This window comes from Amycolatopsis keratiniphila subsp. keratiniphila (assembly GCF_001620365.2).
GTDB classification, from domain to species: Bacteria; Actinomycetota; Actinomycetes; order Mycobacteriales; family Pseudonocardiaceae; genus Amycolatopsis; species Amycolatopsis keratiniphila.
On record NZ_LQMT02000009.1, the window covers coordinates 17,308 to 39,312 of the forward strand.

A 22,005-nucleotide genomic window follows, 5' to 3' on the forward strand; every position below is an offset into this window, starting at 1 on the left:
GCGGAGGGTCAGCGCTGAGGCCGCCCGAACCGCTCACCGACCTTGGCGCGAGCGACCCCGGCGGCGCCCTGCACCATGGGGTGGTCGGCGACCTTGCGGTAGGTCCGCACGATCTGCTCGTACCGCCCGCGGCCGGCCTTCGCGCCCAGCACATAGCCCGCGGCCGCACCCAGCAGGAACATCTTCATCCGAGTCCACGCCTCCCGTTCGATCTTGCTCCGGCTGTCATTGTCCCTCAAAACGCGAGCTTGACGAGGTGATGTCGAAAGTGGGGGGTGGGTGCACGGCCGCCGGAGGGCATGGGCTAAAGTTCTCTCATCGGTCGGAGCGATCCGGCCGGTACGGAGCACGATCCCCTGTAGCTCAACTGGCAGAGCATTCGGCTGTTAACCGGAGGGTTCTTGGTTCGAGTCCAAGCGGGGGAGCACAAGGCCCAGGTCATCGACCTGGGCCTTCTTCGTGTCCGGACGGGGCGCTCGCAGACCGTCAACCGCCGCGGCTTCAGCGCAACGAGCCGTGCAGCGTGACGGCGGATCGGGAGTACTTGGTGGACAGCTTCCGGACGGGATCGGATGCCGAGCAGTCGTTCTGCTGGAGCATCGAATTACCTGAGCTGACTGCTGAAGAGGCATCGCAAGCGGTCTCGGCCATCAAGGGTGCAGGGTTGGCTTCTGATCCACTACTTGTCGACCCGGCTGTCTTCCTGACCCTTCATCTGGATCGTGAATCAGTCGAAACTCTTTTGGCTGGCTTGGCCGTAGGTCCTGCCAACGCGGTCAGCGACAGTCTGAAGGAATCGTTCGAAGAGTGGTTGGCTTGGCGCGGCGCGGACCCGGCCAGTGACGGTGAATAGTTCGGTTGGGTGATGGAGGCCGTGGTCGCCTGGTATCGGCGCCGTCGTCGTGAGACGACAGAGGACACCCGAATGACTGATTCTCTTGGGAACTATCGCTATTCGGCGACTCTGGAAATCAAAATAGGGGCTGCGGGTTTCGCAACGGCCGGAAACCGACCCAGTCGCCTACCGGAAGGCCCGAAAAGACGTGTCCAACCTCCGCGTAATGGCCACTCTCTGCTCGGCAGCGCTGGTCGCCGGCCTGCTGACCGCCCAGCCGGCCTCGGCGGCGATCGAGTCGCCCATTGTCAGCGCGCTGAACGGCCAGTGCCTCGACGCGCACGGCAACGGGGCCAAGGTCACTCCCAATGGCGCGCCGGCGATCCAGTGGCCCTGCCATGGGGACACCAACCAGCTCTGGCACTTCTCCCAGGACTTCAACCGGGAGAACACCTTCCGGCTCCAGGTCGGAAGCGGGAACTCCAAGTGCCTTGACGTACCCGGCAAGAGCAGCGCGGCCGGGGCCGAACTCCACCTCTGGGACTGCCAATCCGACTCCGGCGGCAGCCAGTTGTGGCAGTTCCGCCACATCCGTTCCGAGAACGGCTGGCACTACCACTACATCCAGAACATTCGGTCCGGTAAGTGCCTGGACATCCCTGGCGGCTCCGTTCGTAGCGGGGTCCAGCTCATCCAGTGGCCGTGCAGCCTCGCGGCGCGCAACCAGGTCTGGCGCAACCGGGCCTGACCAGAGCCCGCCCTACCCGTCCTCATCAGAATGAGCACAAGCAGAGCAGTGACCTGGGAAGGCTTCTTCAACACCAGGGACCTCGGCGGACTGCCCACCACCTCCGGCGACATGACCGGCTATGGAGCCTTCTTCAGGGCAGCGGACCTTCGTTTCGTCACCGGGACAGGCTGGGCACAAGCGCGTGAGTCCGGCGTCCGCACGGTTATCGACCTCCGCAACCCGGACGAGATCCGGCCCGCTGAAACTCCGTTGACCGCACAGGCGGGCTCGGCGCAATTCGCTGCCGCCTCAACAGGGCCTGCCATACCGACCGGCGTCGACCGGCTCGAAGTCCCGCTCGACGACATCGACGACGTCGAGTTCTGGCAGCACGTCAACCGTGAGCGGCTCAACGGCACGCCGCTCTACTATCCGGTCTTCCTGCAGCGGAAGGCCGAGCGTTGCGCAGCCGTCATCAAGGCGATGGCCCACGCCGATCCCGGTGGGATTCTGTTCCACTGCGGCGCCGGCCGAGACCGAACCGGGGTGATCGCGCTGCTGTTGCTTGCGCTTGCCGATGTCGAACCCCAGGCAATCGCCGCGGACTACGCCCTGTCCGCCGAAGCCCTCAAGGCCCTGTTCGCCGCGACGGGAACTGCCGACCAAGAGCCGCTGATCCAGGCTGTCCTCGCGGACCGGGGCACCACGGTCGAAGAGGGCGTCTTGGCGACCCTCGAAGGCTTCGATGTCGAGCAGTACTTGCGCGCAGCCGGCGTTACCGGCAGAGAACTCCACGACGTTCGCAGCAGACTCTCTTGAGACTGGTCGCCGGCGGTTCAGGCGGCGAAGACGGTGCGGACGACGGACTCGTCCCCGTCGATCTCGACCAGGCCGAGCGCGCGGGCGTCTTCGAGGGTGAGGGCGCCGGCGGCCAGGCCGAGGACACAGGCGGGGACGGCGCGAACGGTGGCGTCGAGTTCGCGGCCGTCGTGCGGATCGACCTCGAAGCCGGAGCGTGTCGCGCGGAGCTGGTAGGGCGGGCCGCCGATCTCGAGGCCGATCGTCATCGCGGAGCGGACCTTCACCCGGGCGCCGAGCAAGGCGGGGACGGCGAGTGCGAGCCACTCCGGCCGGAACGAGTCGTCGCCGGGGCCTCGGGTCATCAGCGGGGTGGACCAGCGGATCAGGCTCTCGATCGGCTCGCGAAGTTCGGCGCCCCATGGCGTGAGGGCGTACTCGACCACGCTGCCCGAGCCGGCCAGCCGCCGCTCGACCACGCCCGCGGACTCCAGGTCGCGGAGCCGGTCGGCGAGGAGGTTGGTCGCGATGCCGGGCAAGCCGTCGAGCAGCTCCCGGTAGCGGGCGGGGCCGATGAGGAGCTGCCGGACGATGAGCAGATTCCACCGATCGCCCACGACTTCGAGGGAACGGGCGAGCCCGCAGTACTGGCCGTAGCTCCGCATGGAATCCCTCAGCTTGTTTTTCTCAAGTGTGCGTGACAAGCTCAAGTCTACCGGAAAGGGGTCGCCATGTCGGATGTCACCGCGAACGTGAGGCCCTCCTGGGTCGACGACGACTTGTTCCCGTTCGAGAGCCGTTTCGCCGACATCGACGGGAACACCGTGCATTACCTCGACGAGGGATCAGGTCCCACGCTTCTGTTCCTGCACGGCAACCCGACCTGGTCGTTCCTCTGGCGCGACGTGATCCGCGCGCTGCGTGAAGATTTCCGGTGCGTCGCCCTCGACTACCCGGGCTTCGGTCTGTCGACACCGAAGCCCGGATACCGCTACTGGCCCGAGGAGCACGCCGACGTGGTCACCGCGTTCGTCGACGCGCTCGGCCTCGAGGACGTCACTCTGGTCGGCCAGGATTGGGGCGGCCTGATCGGCCTGGCCACCGTGCAGCGACGGCCGGACGTCTTCACTTGCCTGGTGCTCGCCAACACCTGGGCCTGGCCGGTCAACGGCGTCTTCCACTTCGAGTACTTCTCCCGGATCTTCGGCGGCCCGCCCGGCCGTTTTCTGGCCAGGCGGCTGAACTTCGTCGTCAACATGTTCGTCCCCTTGGGGCATCGGCGACGCAAGCCGACGGCACTCGAAATGACCCATTACCGGCGGCCCATGGACAACCCTGAGCGACGCCGGGCCTCCGCCATGTTCCCTCACCGGGTCCTCGCCAGCCGAGCCTTCTTCGCCGAGATCGAGGCGGGGCTTCCGGGTATCGCCCACTTCCCGACGCTGATCGTGTGGGGAGACAAGGACATCGCTTTCCGCCCGCAGGAACGAGAACGCCTGGAAGCCACCTTCGACGACCACACGACCGTGATCGTCGAAGGTGCCGGCACCTACGTGGAATCCGACGCGCCCGAGGAGTTCGTCACCGCGTTCCGCGATTGGGCGGCGTCTTAAACACGGTCGTGGAGGGTGATCCGGTAGCCGTCGGGGTCGGCGAAGGTGAACGTCCGGCCGAAGGGCCCGTCGATCGGCGCGGAGACGATGGTGCGCCCGTCGGCGACGAGGGCGTCGTGAATGGCTTGGACGTCCGTGGCGTGCAGCCAGATCGCGGCACCGATGCCGGGCTGCGGGACGGAGTCGAGGTCGGTGCCGGGGATGACCTCGCGGAGCGCGAAAGCGATCGGCTTCGTCTCGAAGACGACGGCGTGCGGAGGTCCGGCCGGTGAGCGGACGAGGCCGAGGTACTGCTCGTAGAACGCCTGCGAAGCGTCGAGGTCACGCGCCTGCAGTGAGATGAAGTCCGGGCCGGTGGCGGGCAAGGTCGTGCTCCTTTTCGTCGTGTCAGCATCCTGACATAGGCGAGAGTATGTCAGGATGCTGACACGAGTCAAGGTGGTTGACCTCCAGCCGGGTCGAGGTTGGGGCCATGACACTCGAAGCGGACGAAATGCTCCTGTTCCGGAACACCATGCGGATCACCGACGGCCACCTGGAGGAGTTCACCGCCGCGGTCCTCGAGCACTGGCGGATTTCCGAGGATCAGATCAGGGTTTCGTGCGCGCCGCGGTCAGCCCTTGAAATAGCCCTCGAACAGGATCTCGCTGATCTTGGTGGTGGTCTCCTGGCCGGTTTCGTAGCCGTTCTGGATGACCTTGGTGTTGTTCATCAGCGCGAGGGTGTACCGCTCGTGCGGCCCGACGAAGCCGACCGAGTTCATGATCCAGGAGCCGTCGTCGTTGTCGTCGGACCAGCCGTTCTTGTTGCCTGGGCGAGCGGCGGGGCCGGCACCCCAGACGCCCCACTGCTGGTTGACGTCGACGGTGCGCATCTCGTGGACGATGTAGTCGCGGTGATGACGGGGCAGCTTCGTCAGGACGTAGTTCACCAGCCGGTCCAGGTCGTTCGCGGTGGTCAGGATCCAGCCCCAGTGATGCGGGTGCTGGTCGGTGAAGCGCATGTCGGTCATCCCGTAGGACGGGAAGCGTTTCGCGAACTCGGCCTCCCCGCCGTAGCGGGTCCAGAGGGTGTGGGCGGCGGCGTCGTCGCTGGAGTCGAGCATGCGGCGCATCAGGTCGCGGTCCTCCGCGGTCAGCCGGACGGCGCCGGAGTCGTTGCGCAGCAACAGATCGACCACCATGGCCAGTTTCGGCGTGGAGCAGGCCCAGATGAGCGTCCCGGCGTCCGCGCTCCGGTAGACGGCGCCGGTCCAGCGGTCCCGCAGGACGATCCCGGTGTCACCGGGCCTGCTGTCGGCGTAGGCCTGGGCGCGGGCGATGCGGGCTTCGAGCTCCCGGCCGAAGCGGGTCGTCGCGCCGGCGGGCGTGGCGGGTGTCAAGGCGAGCATCACCAGTATCGCGGTCAGGATGGCGGAAAGTCTCTTCATGCGTTCCCCAGGTTTTCCAGTGGTTCTTCCTGAGGTGCAAGACGTTCGCGGGCGGCGGAGGTTGTCATGAACAGGCGTTCGGTCACGGGCGGGCGCTCAGAGGGACATCGGCGACACGGGGTCGGCCTTGCGCACCAGTGCCGCGCCGAGGGTGCGGGCGGCGCGGGCGACGGTGTCGGACAGCGCGGCGAGTGGCCGCGGCGGTGCGAGGACGGCCGCGATCGAACCGACCGTCCGGCCGGTCGGCAACGTGATGGCCGCTTCGGCGGTGACGAGTTCGTGTTCCGCCTGCCATATCGGGCAGAAGCGGCCGATGCGTTGCGGCACGGTCGATCCGGGGCGGAAAAGGCGGTGATCCTCCGGCCGGGTGAGGCTGGCGGCGGCGATCAGGATGTGCCCGTCGCAGGGCACGGCGAGCACCGAACTGGCGCGCGTGGCCGCGGTCAGGCGCCGGAGCTCGCCGCGGGCAAGCTCCAGCAGGCGCGGATAAGGCTGCCACGATTGGCCGAGCCGGAAAGCCTGCGCGCCGACGCGATAGCGGCTTTCGCTGCGCTGGACAACCTCCAGTTCGGTCAATTGCTCGAGTAATCGATGTGCCGTCGCTTTCGGTATCGAGCACGAATTCGCCAGCTGGGTCAATCCCGCTTCACCTTGATGCCGTACCAAGGCATCCAATAGGGTGAAAGCACCTTCGAGGACGCTTCTCGGTCTTCTCTTGGTCTCCATTGAAATCCCCTCGCGCGGTCCACTGGACGGAAACCTTGCTGACAAGGCCATCCCGTCGGTGTCAGGGTGGAACGGTCCCGGTGCGTATCTTCGGTCAAAAAGCGCGAACTGGGAAGAGTGCATCCACCGAACGGAAAGAGGTTCGAGCAAAATGCGAAGATCCATTCGGCTGGGGACGGCGTTGGCCGGTCTGCTCGCCGGTCTGCTCGTGGCGCCCGGGGCGGCGGCGGACGAGGGCGATTTCCGTATCGCCGCCTCGCCCTCGTCGCAGAAGACCGCCGCGGACTTCGACGGCGACGGGTTCGCCGACAAGGCGGTTTGGCGCCCTGGTAACGGTGTCTGGTATGTGATCCGCAGCAGCAACGGCAGCGTGGTGACGCAGCAGTGGGGTGTCTCGGGCGACGTTCCGGTCGCCGCCGACTACGACGGTGACCACCGGGCCGACTTCGCCGTTTGGCGGCCGGGTAACGGTATTTGGTACATCATCCAGAGCAGCAACGGCGCGGTGGTGACCCAGCAGTGGGGTGTGGCCGGCGACGTTCCGCTGACCGGCGATTTCAATGGTGACGGCCGCTCCGATTTCGTCGTCTGGCGGCCGAGTAATGGGACCTGGTACGTGCTGGGTATCGCCACCGTGCAATGGGGCGTGGCCGGTGACGTTCCGGTCGCGGGGGATTTCAACGCGGACGGACGCGCCGACTTCACCGTTTGGCGGCCGAGCGACGGCGTCTGGTACGTACGGGGAATCGCGACCCAGCAATGGGGCGTCTCGGGCGACATTCCGGTGGCGGGCGATTTCAACGCGGACGGCCGCTCCGATTTCGCCGTTTGGCGGCCGGCTAACGGCGTCTGGTACGTGCTCGGTATCGCCACCCAGCAATGGGGTGTGGCGGGCGACGTGCCCATGGGAGGCGACTTCGGCGGCGACCCGCGGGCGGACTTCGTGGTGTGGCGCCCGTCGAACGGCACCTGGTACGGCCTGAACCTGTTCACCACCCAATGGGGGACCGCGGGCGACATCCCGGTCTGAGCGCCGGTCCGCCGCCTTCCGGGCGTGAAAGGCGGCGGACCACTCGACCGGGTGACGCCTTGACCGGCGAAGGGTGACACTTCTGCTCGAAGTGGCACTTGGGGAGTGCGGCTGCCCTGAACGTGGTGAATGTGTGTGGCGACCGGGGGCCGGAGCGCCGCGTTGGAGGCGGGTCGGCTTCGCGAGCTCACTCAAGTGTCAGGAAAGGGGCGTTCAGGACGAAAAAGGTCCTGAACGCCCCTTTCCTGACATCCGGGACCACCCGCAGGCAACAGAAATGGACCGTCCCTTTCGAACAGCGACCGGGTGATCCGGACAACCGGAGCGGGTCGTTCGTCAAGACGACCGGACCGCGTCCGCCGGCGACAAGCTCGTCGTCTTCGGTGCTCGTCTGCGAGGCGGGCGGCGTGCTCACCGGCTACGACGCCGCCACCGACGACGTCGGCGTGGTCCCGGCGCTCGTGAGCGAGTACGCCGGGATCGGGGTGGGCGAAAACGGGGCGCCGGTGGCCTACCCGGTCAAGAAGTGACCCCGGCGTCGAGAAGATCGGGCATGTCCCTCAGCTGCCTGCGCGAGGTGATGCCGAGCTTGCGGAAGATGTTGCGCAGGTGGGCGTCGACCGTGCGGGGGCTGAGGAACAGGCGCGTCGCCACCTCCTTCGAGGTCGCGCCCGCGGCGACCTGGCGCGCGATATGCGTCTCCTGCATGGTCAGGTGGTCATAGGAACGTCCGGTGCGGCTGCGCGCGACCTCCCCGGTCGCGCGCAGCTCGTCGGCGGCCCGACGGGTGAAGGCCTCCATCCCGATGTCCGACAGCCGCTCGTGCGCGGTGCGCAGGTGTTCGCGTGCCTCACGACGGCGTCCCTCGCGGCGCAGCCACTCGCCGTACCGCAGATGCGTCCGCGCCAGATGCACCGCGAGCGGACTGTTTTCCAGATGCCCCAGTGCTTCCAGGTGGTCGGCGTCCGCGTCGCTGACCAAGGCCCGCGCGGCCGCCGCGATTCCGAGGGCGAAGGCGGTTCCGGCGGGCTCCGTCCGTTCGGCCAAGGAATCCAGCGCCGACCGGGCGACGGCGGGTTCGCCGCACCGGACCGCGGCTTCCACGAGTTCGGGCAGCGCGATGCCGGTGAGGAAGAGATCGCCGCTCGCCACGGCACGGGTCGCCGCGTCCAGCGCGGCCGGGTAATCGGCGAGACCGTTGTACAGCACGGCCGTCGCCCAGTGGGCGTTCGCGGTCAGCTGGCCGTTGCCCCGCGTCGTCGCCTGGGCGAACAGGTCGAGCACATCCTCGCGGCGGCCGCGCATCGCCGCCAGATGCACCCGCGGGTAGAGCTGCGGCGCGTCGCCGACGGCGTCCGCGATCGCCTCCTCCTCCGCGATCGCGGCCATCGCCCGGCCGAAGTTCCCGGTGAGCACCGCGTGCAGCGCCACCTGGGACAGGCCGAGCCGGATGGTCATCGGCGATCCGGTGTCGTGCCCGGTCCGCACGAGCCAGTCGACGATCGTCGCGTGCAGCTCGATGTCCCACAGTTCGCCCGCGAGCACGGTGGCCAGGGCCGGCGTCCTGGCCCAGCCGTCGTCGTCGCCGGTGAGAACCCGGCGAAGCGCGGGCACACCGGCGTGATGCCCTTCGGTGGTCAGCCGCACGAGCGCGTCGAGGAGGTCCGGCGGTCCCGGAGGCGCCGAGCGGGCCGCGTCGAGGACACGGTCCAGCACTCCCGCGGCCCTGCCGACGACGAGCCCCATTTCCAGTGCCGCGACGAAGAACTCGCGCGATCGTTCCGGATCGACGGGGGCGAGCCGTTGGGCCGCCCGCAAGATGAGCTCCGGCCCCCGCACGGCTCCCTCCGCGCCTTGGACGAAGGCGATCCGCCCGCGCAGCAGTTCGACGGAAGCGTGCTGCGGCACATCCAGTGTCTCCGTGTCGACGCTGGCCAGCAGATCCGCCGCCGCGTCCGTCCCGCCCGCTTCGAGCGTCGTCCGCGCGGCCGCGAGGGTGCGCTCGGCCTGTTTCGCGGGGTCGAGCGAAAGTGCCGCCGCCCGTTCGAGGAACGCGGCGGCGGCCGCCACGCCACCGCGCGCCTGCGCCCGCGACGCCGACAACTCCAGCTCCGCCGCGACCTCTTCGTCCGGCCCGGTGGTGGCCTGGGCACGGTGCCAGGCCCGCCGGTCACCGGCGGTTTCCGGGTCGGTGACCTCGGCCAGGGCCCGATGCGCGGCATGGCGCTGCTCCGGTGCGGCCGCGCGGTACGCGGCGGACCGCGCCAGCGGATGGCAGAAGCGCGCCCGCGTGTCGAACCGGATCAGCCCGGACGCCTCGGCGGCGGCGCTCGCGGCGGGCACCGCGATGTCCAGCCGCCGCGCGGCCGCCCACAGCAGGGCTGGGTCGCCGGTGGGATCGGCGCTCGCGAGGATCAGCAGCCGTCGCGCGTCCACGGGCAGTTCCGCCATCCTGGCCAGGAAACTGCGCTCGATCCGGCTCGCGACCGGCGACGGCTCCGGCAGCGCGAAACCACCCGCCTTCGGCAGTTCGATCAGGGCGAGCGGGTTGCCGCGTGCCTCGGCGAGCAGGCGGTCACGCACCCGCTCGTCCAGCGTCACGGTCTTCTCACCGGCCAGCACGGCACGCGCGTGCGCGTCGCTCAGGCCGCCGACCGTGAACCCGGGTAGTTCGTCCAGCCCACGGACCGGATCCCGGTCGCGGGCGGCGAACACCATCGCGATCGGCTCGGCCGCGATCCGCCTCGCCAGGAACGTCAACGCCCTCGCCGACGCGGTGTCGAGCCAATGCGCGTCGTCGACCAGGCACAGCAGCGGACGCGTCCCGGCGGCGGTCGACAGCAGTTCGAGCGCGGCGAGCCCGACCCGGAACGGATCCGGCGAGCCGTCGGCCAGCCCGAAGGCGACGAGCAGGGACTCGCGGTACGGAGCCGACAGCGTGTCGAGATGCGCCAGCGCCGGAACGCACAGCTGATGCAGCGCCGCGAACGGCAGTTCGCCCTCGAACTCGGACCCGGAGGCGCGGATGAGCTGGAATTCCCCCGCGGCCGCCTCCCCGACGTGGTCCAGCAGCGTGCTCTTGCCGATCCCCGGCTCACCGCGGAGGACGAGCACCCCGCCCTCGCCCCGGCCCGCCGCGCGGACCAGGGCGAGGAGGCGATCGATCTCGTCGCGCCTGCCGACGAGCGGGCGGGAGGACGTCGTGGGCATGGTCCGAACCCTAGCGAGACGAACTAGGTGATTGTCGCCGACGCGAGCGAAGGCGGGCCCGCGCGATCGTTGCGGCATGACAGTACGAGAGACGAGAAGGATCTCGCGCGGGGTCGCGATGGCAGGCCTGGCGAGCGCCATGTTCCTGGTCATCCTCGATGCCGCGATGGTCAACCTGGCCGGATCCAGGATCCGGCAGGGCCTGGGGCTCACCGCCGCCGAGCTCACCGTGGTCGTGGACAGCTATCTGGTGACCTTCGCCGGTCTGCTGCTGCTCGGCGGCCGCCTCGCCGACGTGCTCGGGGCCAGGAAGGTGTTCATGGCCGGAATGGCGGCCTATCTCGCGGCGACGGCCTTCTGCGCACTGGCCACCGGCGGCGGGATGCTGATCGCCGGGCGGATCGGGCAGGGGATCGGGGCCGCGGTCCTGATGCCCGCAGCGCTTTCGCTCGTGCTCGGCCTCTACCCGTCGCCCGCGGAACGCACCAGGGCGATGGGGATCTGGGGCGCGGTCGCGGGGGCGGGCAGCCTCGCCGGTGTCTTCCTCGGCGGAACACTGACCGAACTGCTCGGCTGGCAGGCGGTGTTCGTGACCCCGGTGCCGTTCGGCGTCGTCGGCGCGCTCGTCGTGTGGCGGGCGGTGGCGGCAGTGCCCGGGAGACCGGGCAGGTTCGACGCGCTGGGCGCCGTCACGATCACCGTCGGGATCTCCGGGCTCGCGCTGGGCATGGTCTCCGCCTCCGACGCGGGCTGGACCGCGCCCGGCACGATCATCGGACTCGCCGCGGGCCTCGTTTCGCTGGCGGCGTTCGTGGTCGTCGAGCGGCGTTCCGCGCGGCCCCTGGTCCCGCTCGGGGTGTTCCGCCGGAAACCGGTGGTCACCGCGAACCTGGTGATGGTGCTGATCGGTGGCACCCTGACGAGCCTGTTCTTCTTCCTGCCCCAGTACCAGCAGGACGTGCTCGGGATGAGCCCGCTGGCGACCGGGATGACCCAGCTCCCGCTCGCCGTCATGATCATCGTCGGCAGTGTCCTCGCGCCGATGCTGGCGAAACGCGTCGGGCCCGGCCGCGCGCTGCCGACCGCCCTGACCGTCCTGCTCGCCGGTTTCCTGTGGCTGGCCTGGGATCCGACGACCAGCGGCTTCTCGGCGAGTTTGCTGGGCGCGTTCCTGCTGATCGGCACCGGGCTCGGGCTGGGCGCCGTCAACGCCACCGCGATGGCGGTCCGCGACAGCGCGGACGGCGAAGCGGGCCTGCTCAGCGGACTGGTCAACGCCGCCCAGCAACTGGGCGGCGCGGTCGGTCTCGCCGCGCTCGCCGGAATCGCCATCGGCGCCGCCGGAACACACGGCGACATCTCGTTCACGACCGCATTCCTCGGCGAAGCCGCCTTCGTCGCCATCGCCCTCGCGGTATCACTCGTTTCAGCGAAACGTTGACCTCCACCAGGAAAGGAAAATCCACAATGGACACCGTGTTGGTGACCGGCGCGACCGGAACCGTCGGATCCGCATTGATCCCCGCCCTGCTTGCTCGCGGAGTCGCCGTCCGCGCCATGACCCGGAACCCCGGACGTTCCGTTCCCGGCGCCGAAACCGTCGTCGCCGACCTGCGAGACCCGGAATCCGTTGCGGCGGCATTGAAAGGCGTCGACGCGGCCTTCCTCAACAGCCCCTCCGCGGCCGACGCCGCCGCACACCAGATCCGGTTCGCCGACCTGGCCCGGGACGCCGGCGTGAAGCGGCTCGTGGTGCTCTCGCAGTACGCGGCGAACGCGGACTCGCCGGTGCGATTCCTGCGCTGGCACGCGGAAGTCGAGGAATACGTCCGGGAACTCGGGATCGATCACACCGTGTTGCGTCCCAATCTGTACCTGCAAGCACTGCTCGGCTTCTCGCGCACCATCGCGCAAGGCTTCATCGCCGCGCCCATCGGCGACGCCGCCGTCAGCGCGATCGACACGAGGGACATCGCGGACGCCGCCGCGGTCGTGCTGACCGAGACGGGACACACCGGCCGGACCTACACGCTGACCGGCCCCCGCGCCGTGACCCACACCGAGATCGCCGACGCACTGTCGACGGTCATGGGACGGAGCATCGTCTTCCACGACACGTCGGCCGATCAGTTCGCCGCCGCGCTGAGCGGTGTGCTCCCGCCGTGGCAGGTCGACGGTCTCATCGAGGACTACGCCCACTACGCCCGAGGCGAAGCCGCCGAAGTGCACACGTCCGTCGCCGACCTGACCGGACACCCCGCGCGAGACGTCACCGACTTCGCCCGCGACCACGCCGCCGCCTTCGAGACAGCCCGATGATCTACCACTGCATCCGGTTCACGCTCAAGCCCGGAGTCTCCGAAGAAGAGAAAGCGGCGGGGCTCGCGCAGATGGGCGAACACATCAACGCGATTCCCGCGATCAAAGCGCGCGTCGTCGGCCCTGATTTCGGTGGTGAATTCGACTACGGCGCCGTCACCGTCCTCGAAGACATCGAGGGGTATGAGCAGTACATGAATCACCCGGCGCATCTCGCGATGGACCGGGCCGGGTTGCCGTTGATCGACCGGTTCGTGTCGTACGACGTCACCGACGACCCGGATCCGCACATCGGCGCGAAGATCGCCGATGTGCATCGGAGGCGGTTCGAAAACGTGCCGGATGTGGCGGAGTTGGTCGCGGGGCTTGGGGAGTACAGCGGTAGTGCGGCTCCTGGGCGGCATGGGAGTTGATGGTTGTTTTGTCGGTCTGGTGCTGTCGGCCTTGTCGGTCCGCCGAGTTTCGCCGAGGGTGAATGGGATTCAGGGCTGATTCACCCTTCGGTGTTGTTCGCGCGGTTTTGCCTGTTACGTAAAATTACGAACACGTGTTCGATTTCTTGGTGTATTATGGAGTCGTGTCCGAGATCTTTCTCCCCGAGTTGCCGCAGGAGCTGTGGCGTGCCGGCAAGCTGGAGCTTGCGCATGGTGTGCAGCAGTTCTTGCAGGTGATTCGCATGGCCGCTGCCGGGTTGGGGCAGTTTCTGGCGGAGATCGAGAATCGGGGCGCCAAGGACTTGTATGGGCATGGCACTACGGCGAGCTGGTTCGCGGAGCTCGCGGGGTTGTCGCGGGGCGAAGCCGGGGCGGTGGTGAAGCGGGCCCTTGCCCTGAACCCCACCCTCGCTCTGGATGGCACGGAGATTCCGCCTGTCGCTCCCTGCACTGCCGCGGTTGCCGCTCAGGGGTTGGTCGGGGATGAGCGGATCGATCAGATTCTGGAGATCTTGAAACGGCTCCCTGCCGACACCTCTGCCGAGGATCGGGCCAGTGCGGAGAAGATCCTCGGCGAGCTTGCCCCGCACGCCGGTCCCCGCCAGCTCGCCGAGGCCGAGACGAAACTGCTGGGCTGGCTGGACCCGGACGGCAAGGAACCGAAGGATCCCGAGCCCAAGGAACCACGCCGGGAGATCACGCTGGAGCGCCGGAAAGACGGGTTCTGGAAGCTGACCGGTCTGCTCGACGATGAGACTGGGGCCCGGACCGCGGCCGCTTTGGAGGCGCATGCGCAGCCGCGGCCGGTGGACGAGTTCGGGCAGGCGGATCTGCGGATGAAGTGCGAGCGCATGGGCGATGCCTGGGCCGAGCTCCTCGATCTGGCGATCGCGTGTCCGGATCAGCCGGGAACCAGTGGCTACCGGACCTTGGTGAATGTGACCGTCGGGCTTGAGGAACTCAGATCGGGTCTCGGGACCGCGTGCCTGGACTTCGTGGGGACGATGACTGCTCGGGAAGCGCGGCTCGCGGCCTGTGATTGCTTGATGCTGCCGGTGGTGATGAGCGGCTCGGGTGAACCGCTGGATATGGGGCGCCTGAGACGGTTCGTCACCCCGGGCCAAAGACGGGCGTTGAACATCCGCGACGGCGGCTGCGCGTTCTCTGGCTGCCACCGGAAACCCAAGAATTGCCACGCTCATCATATCGAGCACTGGGCAGACGGAGGTCCCACCGATCTCCGGAATCTCGTGCTGCTCTGCGGTTTTCATCACCGGCTGATCCACCACGGTGACTGGAAAGTACGGATGGCAGCCGACGGATTACCGGAGTTCATCCCACCCCAATACCGGGACCCGCTCCGAAAACCCCGACGTAACACCCTGCATCACGTCTAGGCCCCGAGGAGCCCGTTAGCCACCCGGCGACGGGCCCCTCGCCATGCCCGAGACCGGGCACGGGCTAGGAGCTGTCCTGTAAGTCAACGGAGCCAGTGGATGATGGCGGCGATGGTGAGTTCGGCCTGGTAGTGGGCGGCGCGTTTGGCGTAGCGGGTGGCCAGGTCGCGGAACTGTTTGAGCCGGTTGAAGCACCGTTCGACCACGTTGCGCTGCTTGTAGACCTCGGCGTCGAAGGCTGGTTGTCGCTCGCCGCGAGAGCCTTTGGCGACGCGGCGGGCGATCTGGTCATCGCGTTCCGGGCTGACAAACGTGATCCGCCGGTCCCGCATCGCCTGGCAGGTCGAGGGATGCGAATACGCCTTATCAGCGATCACCGTCTCCGGCCGGCACCGCGGACGCCCCGGCCCCCTGCGGGAGACACTGATGTCGTCCAGCAGCGGAACCAGCTGCGGATTGTCCCCGGCTCGGCCCGGGGTGAGCAGGAACCGCATCGGCAGGCCCGGCCGTCGACGGCCAAGTGGATCTTGGTGCTCAGCCCGCCGCGGGACCGCCCGAGCCCTTCCCCATCACCAGCGAGGGCGTCGATTCCGGCGCTGCATCCCCCTTTTTCCGGGCGCCGGCGGCATGCTGATGCGCCCGGACCACACTCGAGTCCACCGAAATGATCCACTCGAGGCCGCCGACGGCGTCTTCTTGACGATCACCCGGTCGATCACCACCCATGCCCTGTCCGTCAACTCACCGCGACCAACCACATCCGCAATCCAACCGAACCGCAGCTAGATCACCTACAGGACAGCTCCTAGGTGACCGTGTGGGTTTTGGGACATCTGACGTCCCAAAACCCACACAGTCCCTCACACCCCGAAGCCATCCCTGACCGACGACCCCCCGTGACCGGACCGGTCACGCACGACCATGTGGGTGCCCCAGTCCGCATAACCCCGCAACCAGCAGAAATCCCCGCCCGGTTCTGCCGGGAAACCTGCCTGGCCCCGCCCCGCGCATCGGCCTACGTTGGTGCCAGTCGCTCAGCGGCGACACGGAACCGAGGGTCCCGGACACGCCCATCGGTCTCCGGACCGACGTCGTCCCCGACGTCACGCACGCCGAGGCCGGCGGGATACCGGCCGATCGGCCGCTGCCCCCCGATCCCCATCCGGCCTCGGCGTGCCACACGGTTCACGGGAGTTCGCCGAGCCGATCACCGAGACCACGAGCGCGTTCGCGGTCCGCGCGGGCCGACCCCGGATCGCCCATCTCGTCGGCCAGCGCCGCTCGTTCGCCGAGCGTGTCGATCTGAGCCTGGGTCAGCCCGATGCGCTCGTAGAGTTCCTCGGCCTCGGACAAGCGGCGGTGCGCGTTCGCGTGGTCGCCCTGGCGGCGCAGGAGCCGCCCGGTCTCCTGCAGCGCGCGGGCCTGACCCATGGTCGCTCCGTGGCGCCGGAACAGGCCGAGCGCCGTTTCGCACTGGGTGAGCGCCCGATCGGGCGCGTCGAGCGCGGCCAGGTTCTGTGCCGAACGCAGCAGCACGTACGCGTAGTTCGTGTCGTCCACCGGGGTCCGCGTGCCGCCGTGCTCCTGCGCGAAATAGCGGACACAGCCGTCGAACTCCTCGGCGGCGTCGGCGAATTGGCCTTTCCTGTACCAGTAAGAGGCCCGCATCGTCCGTGCCACATGGACTCCGAGCGGGTAGCCGGCCTCTTCGAACAGTCGCACGGCTTCGTCGAAAAGCTCCGGCGACGTCGTGCTGCCGGTGTCGCGGGCATGGGCGCTCGTCAGGTAGACCCGTGCCCAGCCCTGTTCGCGCGGGTCGCCCGCCTCCACCGCGGCGTCCCACGCCAGCCGGGCCATCCGGATCGACTCTTCCGCCCGGTCGCGCAGCGAAGCCTGCACCCAGGACAGATAGTTCCGGTGCACCGCCTCGTCCCGTTTGCTGCCGAGCGCGATGGCCGAGTCCACGGCGAGTCCGAACACGTCGTACCAGACGCTCGCGGTCCCGCCGATCTCCGAATACCAGTGCATCGACTCGGCCAGGTCGAGGACCGGCTGGTGTTCGCCGCGCGCGGCGACGCTCTTGACCGCGGCGAGCCAGTTCTTCAGCTCGACTTCGAGCCATCTGCCCGCGCCGGTGTGGTCGCCGAACGACGGCGTGGCGACCGGGAGCGGGCTCACCCCGTCGCTCGGGTGGAAGTAGCGGCCCGCCGCCGTCGCGGTGCGCACCAGCCAGCCGGCCAGCCGCTTCTCCGCCGCGGCGACGACTTCGGGGGATTCCTCCAGCGCGAGCCGTTCGGTCGCGAAGACCCGCAGGAGGTCGTGGAACTGGTACCGCCCGTTCTCCTGTGACGTCTGCAGCAGGCTCGCGTCGGCCAGTTCCTCCAGGAAGACGGCGGCGTCGTCCTCGTCGGAGGCTTCGACGAGTGCCATCGCGGCGCCCACCGAGAAGTCCGCCGCCGGGACGAGCGACAGCCGCCGGAACACCACGGCGGCGTTCGGGCTGAGCTGGCGATACGACAGTTCGAAAACGCTGCGCACGCACAGATCCCCGGCGGTCAGTGTGGTCAGCCGCCTGCCACGGTCGCGGAGCTGGTCCACCAGACGCGACAGCGGCCACGTCGGACGGCTCGCCAGCCGGTTGCCCGCGATCCGCAGCGCCAGCGGCAGCCTTCCGCACAGTTCGACCAGTTCGAGTGCCGCCTGCCGTTCGCGCGCGACCCGGCCCGCCCCGATGATGGCCGACAGCAGGGCGACCGCGTCGTGTTCGCCGAACACGTCGAGCGGGAGCCTGCTCGCGCATTCCAGCCCCACCAGCATCTGACGGCTGGTGACCAGGGTGAGGCAGCGCGATCCGCCGACCAGCAGCGGGCGGACCTGGGCTTCGTCGGCCGCGTCGTCCAGGACGATCAGGGCCGCCCGATCCCGCAGGAGCGACCGGCACAGGCCCGCCCGGTCTTCCGGATCGGCGGGGATGCGGACGGCCTCGACGCCCAGCGAGCGCAGGATCAGGTGCAGCAGGTCCGCCGGGTTCGCCGGGTCGGCGGACATACCGCGCAGCTTGAGGAAAAGCGTCCCGTCGGGGAACTCTCCGGCGAGGTTGTGCGCCACGCGGACCGCGAGGGTGGTCTTGCCGGTCCCGGGTGGTCCGCTCAGGATCGCGACCCGTCCCGACCGGCGCCTGCCGTCGCCCAGATCCGCGGAAAGGGCGCGCAACGCGTCGAGATCGCTCTCGCGTCCGGTGAGATCGTCGACGTCCGCCGGGAGGACGCCGATCAGATACGTCTTGTGGATCCCGGGCGAGGGGGCGCGGCCCTGCCTCGCGGCCTTCTGCAGGCCGGTCAGCTCCTCGTCGGTCAAGGACAGCGGCGCGGCGAGCGCTTCGATCGTCCGGCGTTGCGGGCTTTTGGCGATCCCCCGCTCCATGTCGCTGATGGCGCGGACGCTCACCCCGGACCCCTCGGCGAGCTCCTCCTGCGTGAGGTCGGCGCGGACGCGGTAGCCCTTCAGCAGCACGCGGAAACTCGTGGCTGCCCGGTCCGGGGCGGCGTTCGTCATGATCGGATTATCCCGCCCCGACCTGCGGGCTCAACTTGACTTTGGTCTCACGGGGTACCGGGCCGTGATCGCCGCCGCCCTGTCCCGCAAGGAATCGCGTAACCAAGACGGGCCAAGGGCTTCCGCGTCCGCGGCGAGCTGCCACAGTGCCCATTCGGCGTGCCGGGCGTCCTGGAAGGTCACCTCCAGCCTCAGCCTGCCGTCCTCTTCGGTTTCCTCCGCGAGGACGGCCAGCGCGGTGCCCACCAGCCGGTCACGCCGAGCCGGGTCCACCCGCACCTCGACCGCGACCTGCTTCCCTCCGGAGCGGAACCGCGTGCTGCGTTCCTGCCAGGTCCGGTCCAGATCGACCCGCTCCGGTCGTTCCGCTGGCTCGGGGAGTTCCTCGGCGGCCCGCAGGCGGGACAACCGGTAAGTCCGGTCCTCGCCGGATCTCGTGGCCAGCAGGTACCCCTGGTCCCGGACGGTGACCAGGCCGATCGGATCCACCGTGCGCCACCGCGCCGCCTGGCCCGAGGCCGCGTAGTGGATGCGCAGCTTGTGCCCGGCGAACACCGCGCGCCGGACCTCGGCGACGATGGCGTCGGGCACCTCCTCGGCGACCACGCGGCGCGAGAGGAGATCGGTCTCCGGGTCGATGAGCAGACGCCGGGCCGCGCCCGCCGCAGTGTCCCGCTGCCCTTCCGGCAGCGCGTCGATCACCTTGAGCATGGCCGAGGCGAGCGCGGAGCCGAGGCCGAACGCCTGCGCGCCACGCCGGGACCCGGCGATCAGCAGCGCGAGCGCCTCGTCGTGGTTCAGACCGGTGAGCTCGGTCTGGAAACCCGGCAGCAGCGCGAAACCGCCGTTCCTGCCACGTTCGGCGTACACCGGGACACCCGCCGCGGACAACGCTTCGATGTCGCGCAGCACGGTGCGGGTGGAGACCTCCAGCTCGCGGGCGAGCGTGGTCGCGGACAGCCTGCCCCGGTGCCGCAACAGCAACACCAGTGAGACCAGCCGGTCGGCGCGCATGGGAGAACTTTAGCGGAATACACGACACAGGATGTCGTGATTCGCTGCGAGACTGTCGTCATGACAAGCAGGACTGTGGCCACTGAGCCGAACGATCTGGGCAAGCTCTTCATCGAACGAGGCAACGCGCGCGATGTCGACGGGCTGGTGGCGTTGTACGAACCGGACGCCGTACTGGCGTTCCCGCCCGGCAACATCGCGACCGGGCACGCGGAGATCCGGAAGGTGTTCGAGGAGTTCGTCGCGGCCGCGCCGGAACTCCTGCCGGGCAGGCAGCACCCGGCGATGGTGAGCGGCGACCTGGCGCTCACGGCGTCCACGCTGACCAACGGTGACGTGACCGTCGAGGTCGCGCGCCGTCAACCGGACGGATCGTGGCTTCTGGTGCTGGACCAGCCGGTGTTCGTGCCGTGACGCCGGCGGCTCGCCGGTGACGGGCCCCGTCACCGGCGAGCCGCGCACGGGGTCAGACCGTGCAGTTCCTGGCCGTGCCCGTGTTCACCTTGGCGCCGGTGAACTCCTCGATGATCGCGATGTTCTCCGGTGCGTAGTTCTTGGCGACGATCTTGGCCACGTCCGCGCTGCCGAGTTTGGCGGCGTGGGGCGCGGACTGATCCAGCCAGTAGGCCGTCCGAAGGAACTCGATGAGCACGAATTGGCGCAAATCCGGCTGTGCCTTGATCTTGGCCCAGTAATCGGGATGCTTCGTCTTGGCGACGCGCAGGTACAGCTGGAGATAGCGCAGGTTCGTGGCCGCGATGTCGCGGGAATTGCTCGCGCCCACTCCTTGGATGTACTCGGCGACGACGGTCGCCGCGGGCAAGCCCATGAGCCCGGCGTTGAGTTCCGCGACGACACCTTGCATCCGGTACGACCCCTGCTGCTGGTCGCGAAGGTAGATGTCGTCCATCGACCGCGTGAGATCGTCCGTGATCAGCGGGAGTATTTCGCGGCGGGGGAATCCGCCGTGGATCGGGACCTTCATCGCCTTGCGGGAAGCGTCGATCCAGGCGGAGACATGGACGTCCCACGAGGTTCTCGACGGATCCAGGTCCCACATGTGGGTCTCTTCGTGGATCGCCACCATCAGGGATTCGGCGAGCGCGTTGAAGCTGGTCTTGTTCACGAACTGGCTGAAGTACTTGTCCTTGGCCTGGGCGATCGCGAGGGCTTCACCGCTGGGCCAGCGCCGCTGGTACACGGCCTGGATCGTCTGAAGCCACTTCGTGGACTGGAAACCGGCCTTTATGTCACTTACATCGGCTTTCGGTTGGACGGGTTCTTCATAACAGAAGGGGGCCGCCGTCTCTTGCGCGGCGGCGGGGACGGCGAATGGGGAGAGGGACAGGACGAGGCACGCGGTCAGCACGGTAATGCGATTTCGGCGCATGAATTCCTCGGTTCACGGTAGGGTTTTCCGTGGTCGGACGGAAGTGTCCCCTACCGATCACCGTCACTTCAATGATCCGGCCCGTACTGCGGCTGGACAGGCTAGGAATTATGGCGGCGAACGGGCTATCCCGCGGCCAGCCGGGATCGGCGCATGCTGTAACCGAAGTAGATCAGCAGGCCGAGCGCCATCCAGCCGGCGAAGACGATCCAGGTGGCGCCGTCGAGGCTGAGCATCATGTAGCCGCAGCACAGCACCCCGAGGATCGGGGTGACGGGGGAGAACGGCACCCGGAACGAACGCGGCGCCTCCGGTTGCCGCTTTCGCAGCAGCAGTACGGCGACGTTCACCAGCCCGAAGGCGAAGAGCGTGCCGATACTGGTGGCGTCCGCCAGCTTCCCGAGCGGGACGAACGCGGCCAGCGTCGCGACGAATCCGGACACCACCAGGGTGTTGATCCGGGGTGTGCCGCTTTTGGGATCCACTTTGGACAGCGAGGCGGGCACCAGGCCGTCGCGGGACATCGAGAACAGGATCCGCGTCTGTCCGTAGAGGACGGTCAGCACGACACTGGAGATCGCCACGATCGCGCCGACGGCGAGCAGTCCGGCCCACACCGGGTTGCCCGCCACGACGCCGAGCACATGCGAGAGCGCGGCTTCCTGGCCGTCGAACTCCTGCCACGGCAACGCGCCGACCGCGGCCACGGCGACAAGGCAGTACAGCACGGTGACGATGGCGAGCGAGAGCAGGATCGCCCGCGGCAGGTCACGCTGCGGGTTCTTCGCCTCCTCGCCCGCCGTGGACGCCGCGTCGAAACCGATGTAGGAGAAGAAGAGTTTCGCGGCGCCGGCGCTCAGCCCGGCCAGGCCGAGCGGCAGGAACGGGGTGAAGTTCGCCGCCCGCACCGCCGAGAACGCGATCGCGCAGAACAGGATCAGCGTGCCGACCTTGACCACGACCATGATCGCGTTGGCCCGCGCGCTCTCTTTCGCGCCGGACAGCAGCAGGAACATGGCCAGCAGCACGACGACGATGGCCGGGACGTTGACGATCCCGCCCGATCCCGGCGGCTGGCTCAGCGCGTCGGGGATGGCGAAACCGAACGTCAGCCGCAGCAACTCGTTGAGGTACTGCCCCCAGCCGACCGCGACCGACGCCACCGAGACGCCGTACTCGAGTACCAGGCACCAGCCGCAGACCCAGGCGACGAGCTCGCCGAGGGTGGCGTACGCGTAGGAGTAGGACGAACCGGACACCGGGATCATGCCTGCCAGTTCGGCGTAGGAGAGCGCCGAGAACAGCGCGGTCACACCGGCCAGCACGAACGACAGCACGACCGCGGGACCGGCCACGGGCACCGCCTCGCCGAGTACGACGAAGATCCCGCTGCCCAGCGTCGCACCGATGCTGAGCATGGTCAGCTGCCCGAGCCCTAGGGAGCGCTTCAGCGCGCCGTGATCACTCTCGGTGATCAGGTCGGCGACCGGTTTACGCCGCACCGCCGCGGCTCGCAAATTCATGA

General features: G+C 68.6%; 22 protein-coding genes and 1 tRNA gene. 12 read left to right on the plus strand and 11 right to left on the minus strand.

Going from position 1 to position 22,005, the window contains the following annotated elements; genetic code table 11:
• Window positions 1-8: 8 nt before the first annotated feature.
• Window positions 9-239: a hypothetical protein gene (locus AVR91_RS07940; RefSeq protein ID WP_228688334.1), complete on the minus strand. Its 231-nt coding sequence runs from the start codon at window positions 237-239 to the stop codon at window positions 9-11.
• Window positions 240-352: 113 nt separating this feature from the next.
• Between AVR91_RS07940 and AVR91_RS07945 the strand changes: the two genes are divergently transcribed.
• The 4 genes from AVR91_RS07945 (at window position 353) to AVR91_RS07955 (ending at window position 2,384) form a co-directional block, all read left to right on the plus strand.
• Window positions 353-425 (plus strand) — tRNA-Asn (locus tag AVR91_RS07945).
• A 122-nt stretch (window positions 426-547) separates the two neighbouring features.
• Window positions 548-853, plus strand: a complete 306-nt coding sequence (locus AVR91_RS42740) for a hypothetical protein (RefSeq protein WP_143253930.1) — start codon at window positions 548-550, stop codon at window positions 851-853.
• 208 nt (window positions 854-1,061) lie between these two features.
• A complete protein-coding gene (locus AVR91_RS07950) occupies window positions 1,062-1,583 on the plus strand; it encodes an RICIN domain-containing protein (protein ID WP_063274601.1) in 522 nt (173 codons plus the stop codon).
• Window positions 1,584-1,631: 48 nt separating this feature from the next.
• The gene (locus AVR91_RS07955; protein ID WP_083737454.1) at window positions 1,632-2,384 is read left to right on the plus strand and encodes a tyrosine-protein phosphatase; all 753 of its coding nucleotides are present in this window, start codon (window positions 1,632-1,634) and stop codon (window positions 2,382-2,384) included.
• 17 nt (window positions 2,385-2,401) lie between these two features.
• On the opposite strand, the gene AVR91_RS07960 is transcribed toward AVR91_RS07955, so the two are convergent.
• Complete coding sequence (locus AVR91_RS07960) at window positions 2,402-3,028, minus strand: winged helix-turn-helix transcriptional regulator (RefSeq protein WP_063274599.1); 627 nt, start codon at window positions 3,026-3,028, stop codon at window positions 2,402-2,404.
• Between the two features lie 66 nt (window positions 3,029-3,094).
• On the opposite strand from AVR91_RS07960, the gene AVR91_RS07965 reads away from it, so the two are divergent.
• Window positions 3,095-3,976 carry an alpha/beta fold hydrolase gene (locus tag AVR91_RS07965; RefSeq protein ID WP_063274598.1) on the plus strand — a complete coding sequence of 294 codons (882 nt, stop codon included), beginning with the start codon at window positions 3,095-3,097 and terminating at the stop codon, window positions 3,974-3,976.
• Here AVR91_RS07965 and AVR91_RS07970 read toward each other — a convergent pair.
• The 3 genes from AVR91_RS07970 to AVR91_RS07980 form a co-directional block, all read right to left on the minus strand.
• On the minus strand, window positions 3,973-4,341 hold the full coding sequence (locus tag AVR91_RS07970; protein ID WP_063274597.1) for a VOC family protein: 369 nt from the start codon (window positions 4,339-4,341) through the stop codon (window positions 3,973-3,975). The genes AVR91_RS07965 and AVR91_RS07970 overlap by 4 nt on opposite strands.
• A gap of 248 nt (window positions 4,342-4,589) precedes the next feature.
• Complete coding sequence (locus AVR91_RS07975) at window positions 4,590-5,405, minus strand: serine hydrolase (RefSeq protein WP_063273810.1); 816 nt, start codon at window positions 5,403-5,405, stop codon at window positions 4,590-4,592.
• A 96-nt stretch (window positions 5,406-5,501) separates the two neighbouring features.
• On the minus strand, window positions 5,502-6,296 hold the full coding sequence (locus tag AVR91_RS07980; RefSeq protein WP_323807888.1) for a helix-turn-helix domain-containing protein: 795 nt from the start codon (window positions 6,294-6,296) through the stop codon (window positions 5,502-5,504).
• On the opposite strand from AVR91_RS07980, the gene AVR91_RS07985 reads away from it, so the two are divergent.
• Both AVR91_RS07985 and AVR91_RS43120 read left to right on the plus strand, forming a co-directional pair.
• The gene (locus tag AVR91_RS07985; protein WP_063273812.1) at window positions 6,283-7,161 is read left to right on the plus strand and encodes an FG-GAP-like repeat-containing protein; all 879 of its coding nucleotides are present in this window, start codon (window positions 6,283-6,285) and stop codon (window positions 7,159-7,161) included. The genes AVR91_RS07980 and AVR91_RS07985 overlap by 14 nt on opposite strands.
• A gap of 383 nt (window positions 7,162-7,544) precedes the next feature.
• A complete protein-coding gene (locus AVR91_RS43120) occupies window positions 7,545-7,691 on the plus strand; it encodes a hypothetical protein (protein ID WP_158077390.1) in 147 nt (48 codons plus the stop codon).
• On the opposite strand, the gene AVR91_RS07990 is transcribed toward AVR91_RS43120, so the two are convergent.
• A complete protein-coding gene (locus AVR91_RS07990) occupies window positions 7,681-10,371 on the minus strand; it encodes an AAA family ATPase (RefSeq protein ID WP_063272636.1) in 2,691 nt (896 codons plus the stop codon). The genes AVR91_RS43120 and AVR91_RS07990 overlap by 11 nt on opposite strands.
• A 76-nt stretch (window positions 10,372-10,447) precedes the next feature.
• On the opposite strand from AVR91_RS07990, the gene AVR91_RS07995 reads away from it, so the two are divergent.
• The 4 genes from AVR91_RS07995 to AVR91_RS08010 all read left to right on the plus strand — a co-directional run bounded on the left by AVR91_RS07995 (window position 10,448) and on the right by AVR91_RS08010 (window position 14,521).
• A complete protein-coding gene (locus AVR91_RS07995; protein WP_063823116.1) occupies window positions 10,448-11,812 on the plus strand; it encodes an MFS transporter in 1,365 nt (454 codons plus the stop codon).
• A 26-nt stretch (window positions 11,813-11,838) separates the two neighbouring features.
• Window positions 11,839-12,690, plus strand: a complete 852-nt coding sequence (locus AVR91_RS08000; RefSeq protein ID WP_063272637.1) for an SDR family oxidoreductase — start codon at window positions 11,839-11,841, stop codon at window positions 12,688-12,690.
• Window positions 12,687-13,103, plus strand: a complete 417-nt coding sequence (locus AVR91_RS08005; protein ID WP_063272638.1) for a Dabb family protein — start codon at window positions 12,687-12,689, stop codon at window positions 13,101-13,103. Before AVR91_RS08000 ends, AVR91_RS08005 begins: the two co-directional genes overlap by 4 nt.
• Window positions 13,104-13,267: 164 nt before the next feature.
• The gene (locus AVR91_RS08010; protein ID WP_076857289.1) at window positions 13,268-14,521 is read left to right on the plus strand and encodes an HNH endonuclease signature motif containing protein; all 1,254 of its coding nucleotides are present in this window, start codon (window positions 13,268-13,270) and stop codon (window positions 14,519-14,521) included.
• Window positions 14,522-14,604: 83 nt separating this feature from the next.
• On the opposite strand, the gene AVR91_RS08015 is transcribed toward AVR91_RS08010, so the two are convergent.
• The 3 genes from AVR91_RS08015 to AVR91_RS08030 all read right to left on the minus strand — a co-directional run bounded on the left by AVR91_RS08015 (window position 14,605) and on the right by AVR91_RS08030 (window position 19,090).
• Window positions 14,605-15,015: an IS5/IS1182 family transposase gene (locus AVR91_RS08015; RefSeq protein ID WP_063272639.1), complete on the minus strand. Its 411-nt coding sequence runs from the start codon at window positions 15,013-15,015 to the stop codon at window positions 14,605-14,607.
• A 691-nt stretch (window positions 15,016-15,706) separates the two neighbouring features.
• On the minus strand, window positions 15,707-18,076 hold the full coding sequence (locus tag AVR91_RS08025) for an ATP-binding protein (RefSeq protein ID WP_063272640.1): 2,370 nt from the start codon (window positions 18,074-18,076) through the stop codon (window positions 15,707-15,709).
• A 30-nt stretch (window positions 18,077-18,106) separates the two neighbouring features.
• Window positions 18,107-19,090 carry a helix-turn-helix transcriptional regulator gene (locus AVR91_RS08030; RefSeq protein ID WP_063272641.1) on the minus strand — a complete coding sequence of 328 codons (984 nt, stop codon included), beginning with the start codon at window positions 19,088-19,090 and terminating at the stop codon, window positions 18,107-18,109.
• Between the two features lie 75 nt (window positions 19,091-19,165).
• Here AVR91_RS08030 and AVR91_RS08035 point away from each other — a divergent pair, with 75 nt between their 5' ends.
• Window positions 19,166-19,504 carry a YybH family protein gene (locus tag AVR91_RS08035; RefSeq protein WP_063272642.1) on the plus strand — a complete coding sequence of 113 codons (339 nt, stop codon included), beginning with the start codon at window positions 19,166-19,168 and terminating at the stop codon, window positions 19,502-19,504.
• Between the two features lie 52 nt (window positions 19,505-19,556).
• Here the strand turns inward: AVR91_RS08035 and AVR91_RS08040 are convergent, their stop codons facing one another.
• Together AVR91_RS08040 and AVR91_RS08045 are read right to left on the minus strand one after the other, a co-directional pair.
• Window positions 19,557-20,291, minus strand: coding sequence for a hypothetical protein (locus AVR91_RS08040; protein WP_063273434.1), 735 nt, complete (start codon window positions 20,289-20,291; stop codon window positions 19,557-19,559).
• A 314-nt stretch (window positions 20,292-20,605) separates the two neighbouring features.
• On the minus strand, window positions 20,606-22,003 hold the full coding sequence (locus tag AVR91_RS08045) for an amino acid permease (protein ID WP_063273433.1): 1,398 nt from the start codon (window positions 22,001-22,003) through the stop codon (window positions 20,606-20,608).
• Window positions 22,004-22,005 lie beyond the last annotated feature (2 nt).

Coding starts and splice junctions, on each gene's coding strand:
- AVR91_RS07985 (WP_063273812.1), top strand. CDS start 6,283: ATGCGAAGATCCATTCGGCTGGGGACGGCGTTGGCCGGTCTGCTCGCC.
- AVR91_RS08005 (WP_063272638.1), top strand. CDS start 12,687: ATGATCTACCACTGCATCCGGTTCACGCTCAAGCCCGGAGTCTCCGAA.
- AVR91_RS07975 (WP_063273810.1), bottom strand. CDS start 5,405: ATGAAGAGACTTTCCGCCATCCTGACCGCGATACTGGTGATGCTCGCC.
- AVR91_RS07950 (WP_063274601.1), top strand. CDS start 1,062: ATGGCCACTCTCTGCTCGGCAGCGCTGGTCGCCGGCCTGCTGACCGCC.
- AVR91_RS07995 (WP_063823116.1), top strand. CDS start 10,448: ATGACAGTACGAGAGACGAGAAGGATCTCGCGCGGGGTCGCGATGGCA.
- AVR91_RS08000 (WP_063272637.1), top strand. CDS start 11,839: ATGGACACCGTGTTGGTGACCGGCGCGACCGGAACCGTCGGATCCGCA.
- AVR91_RS07980 (WP_323807888.1), bottom strand. CDS start 6,296: ATGGATCTTCGCATTTTGCTCGAACCTCTTTCCGTTCGGTGGATGCAC.
- AVR91_RS07960 (WP_063274599.1), bottom strand. CDS start 3,028: ATGCGGAGCTACGGCCAGTACTGCGGGCTCGCCCGTTCCCTCGAAGTC.
- AVR91_RS08030 (WP_063272641.1), bottom strand. CDS start 19,090: ATGCGCGCCGACCGGCTGGTCTCACTGGTGTTGCTGTTGCGGCACCGG.
- AVR91_RS08045 (WP_063273433.1), bottom strand. CDS start 22,003: ATGAATTTGCGAGCCGCGGCGGTGCGGCGTAAACCGGTCGCCGACCTG.
- AVR91_RS07965 (WP_063274598.1), top strand. CDS start 3,095: ATGTCGGATGTCACCGCGAACGTGAGGCCCTCCTGGGTCGACGACGAC.
- AVR91_RS08025 (WP_063272640.1), bottom strand. CDS start 18,076: ATGACGAACGCCGCCCCGGACCGGGCAGCCACGAGTTTCCGCGTGCTG.
- AVR91_RS08015 (WP_063272639.1), bottom strand. CDS start 15,015: ATGCGGTTCCTGCTCACCCCGGGCCGAGCCGGGGACAATCCGCAGCTG.
- AVR91_RS07990 (WP_063272636.1), bottom strand. CDS start 10,371: ATGCCCACGACGTCCTCCCGCCCGCTCGTCGGCAGGCGCGACGAGATC.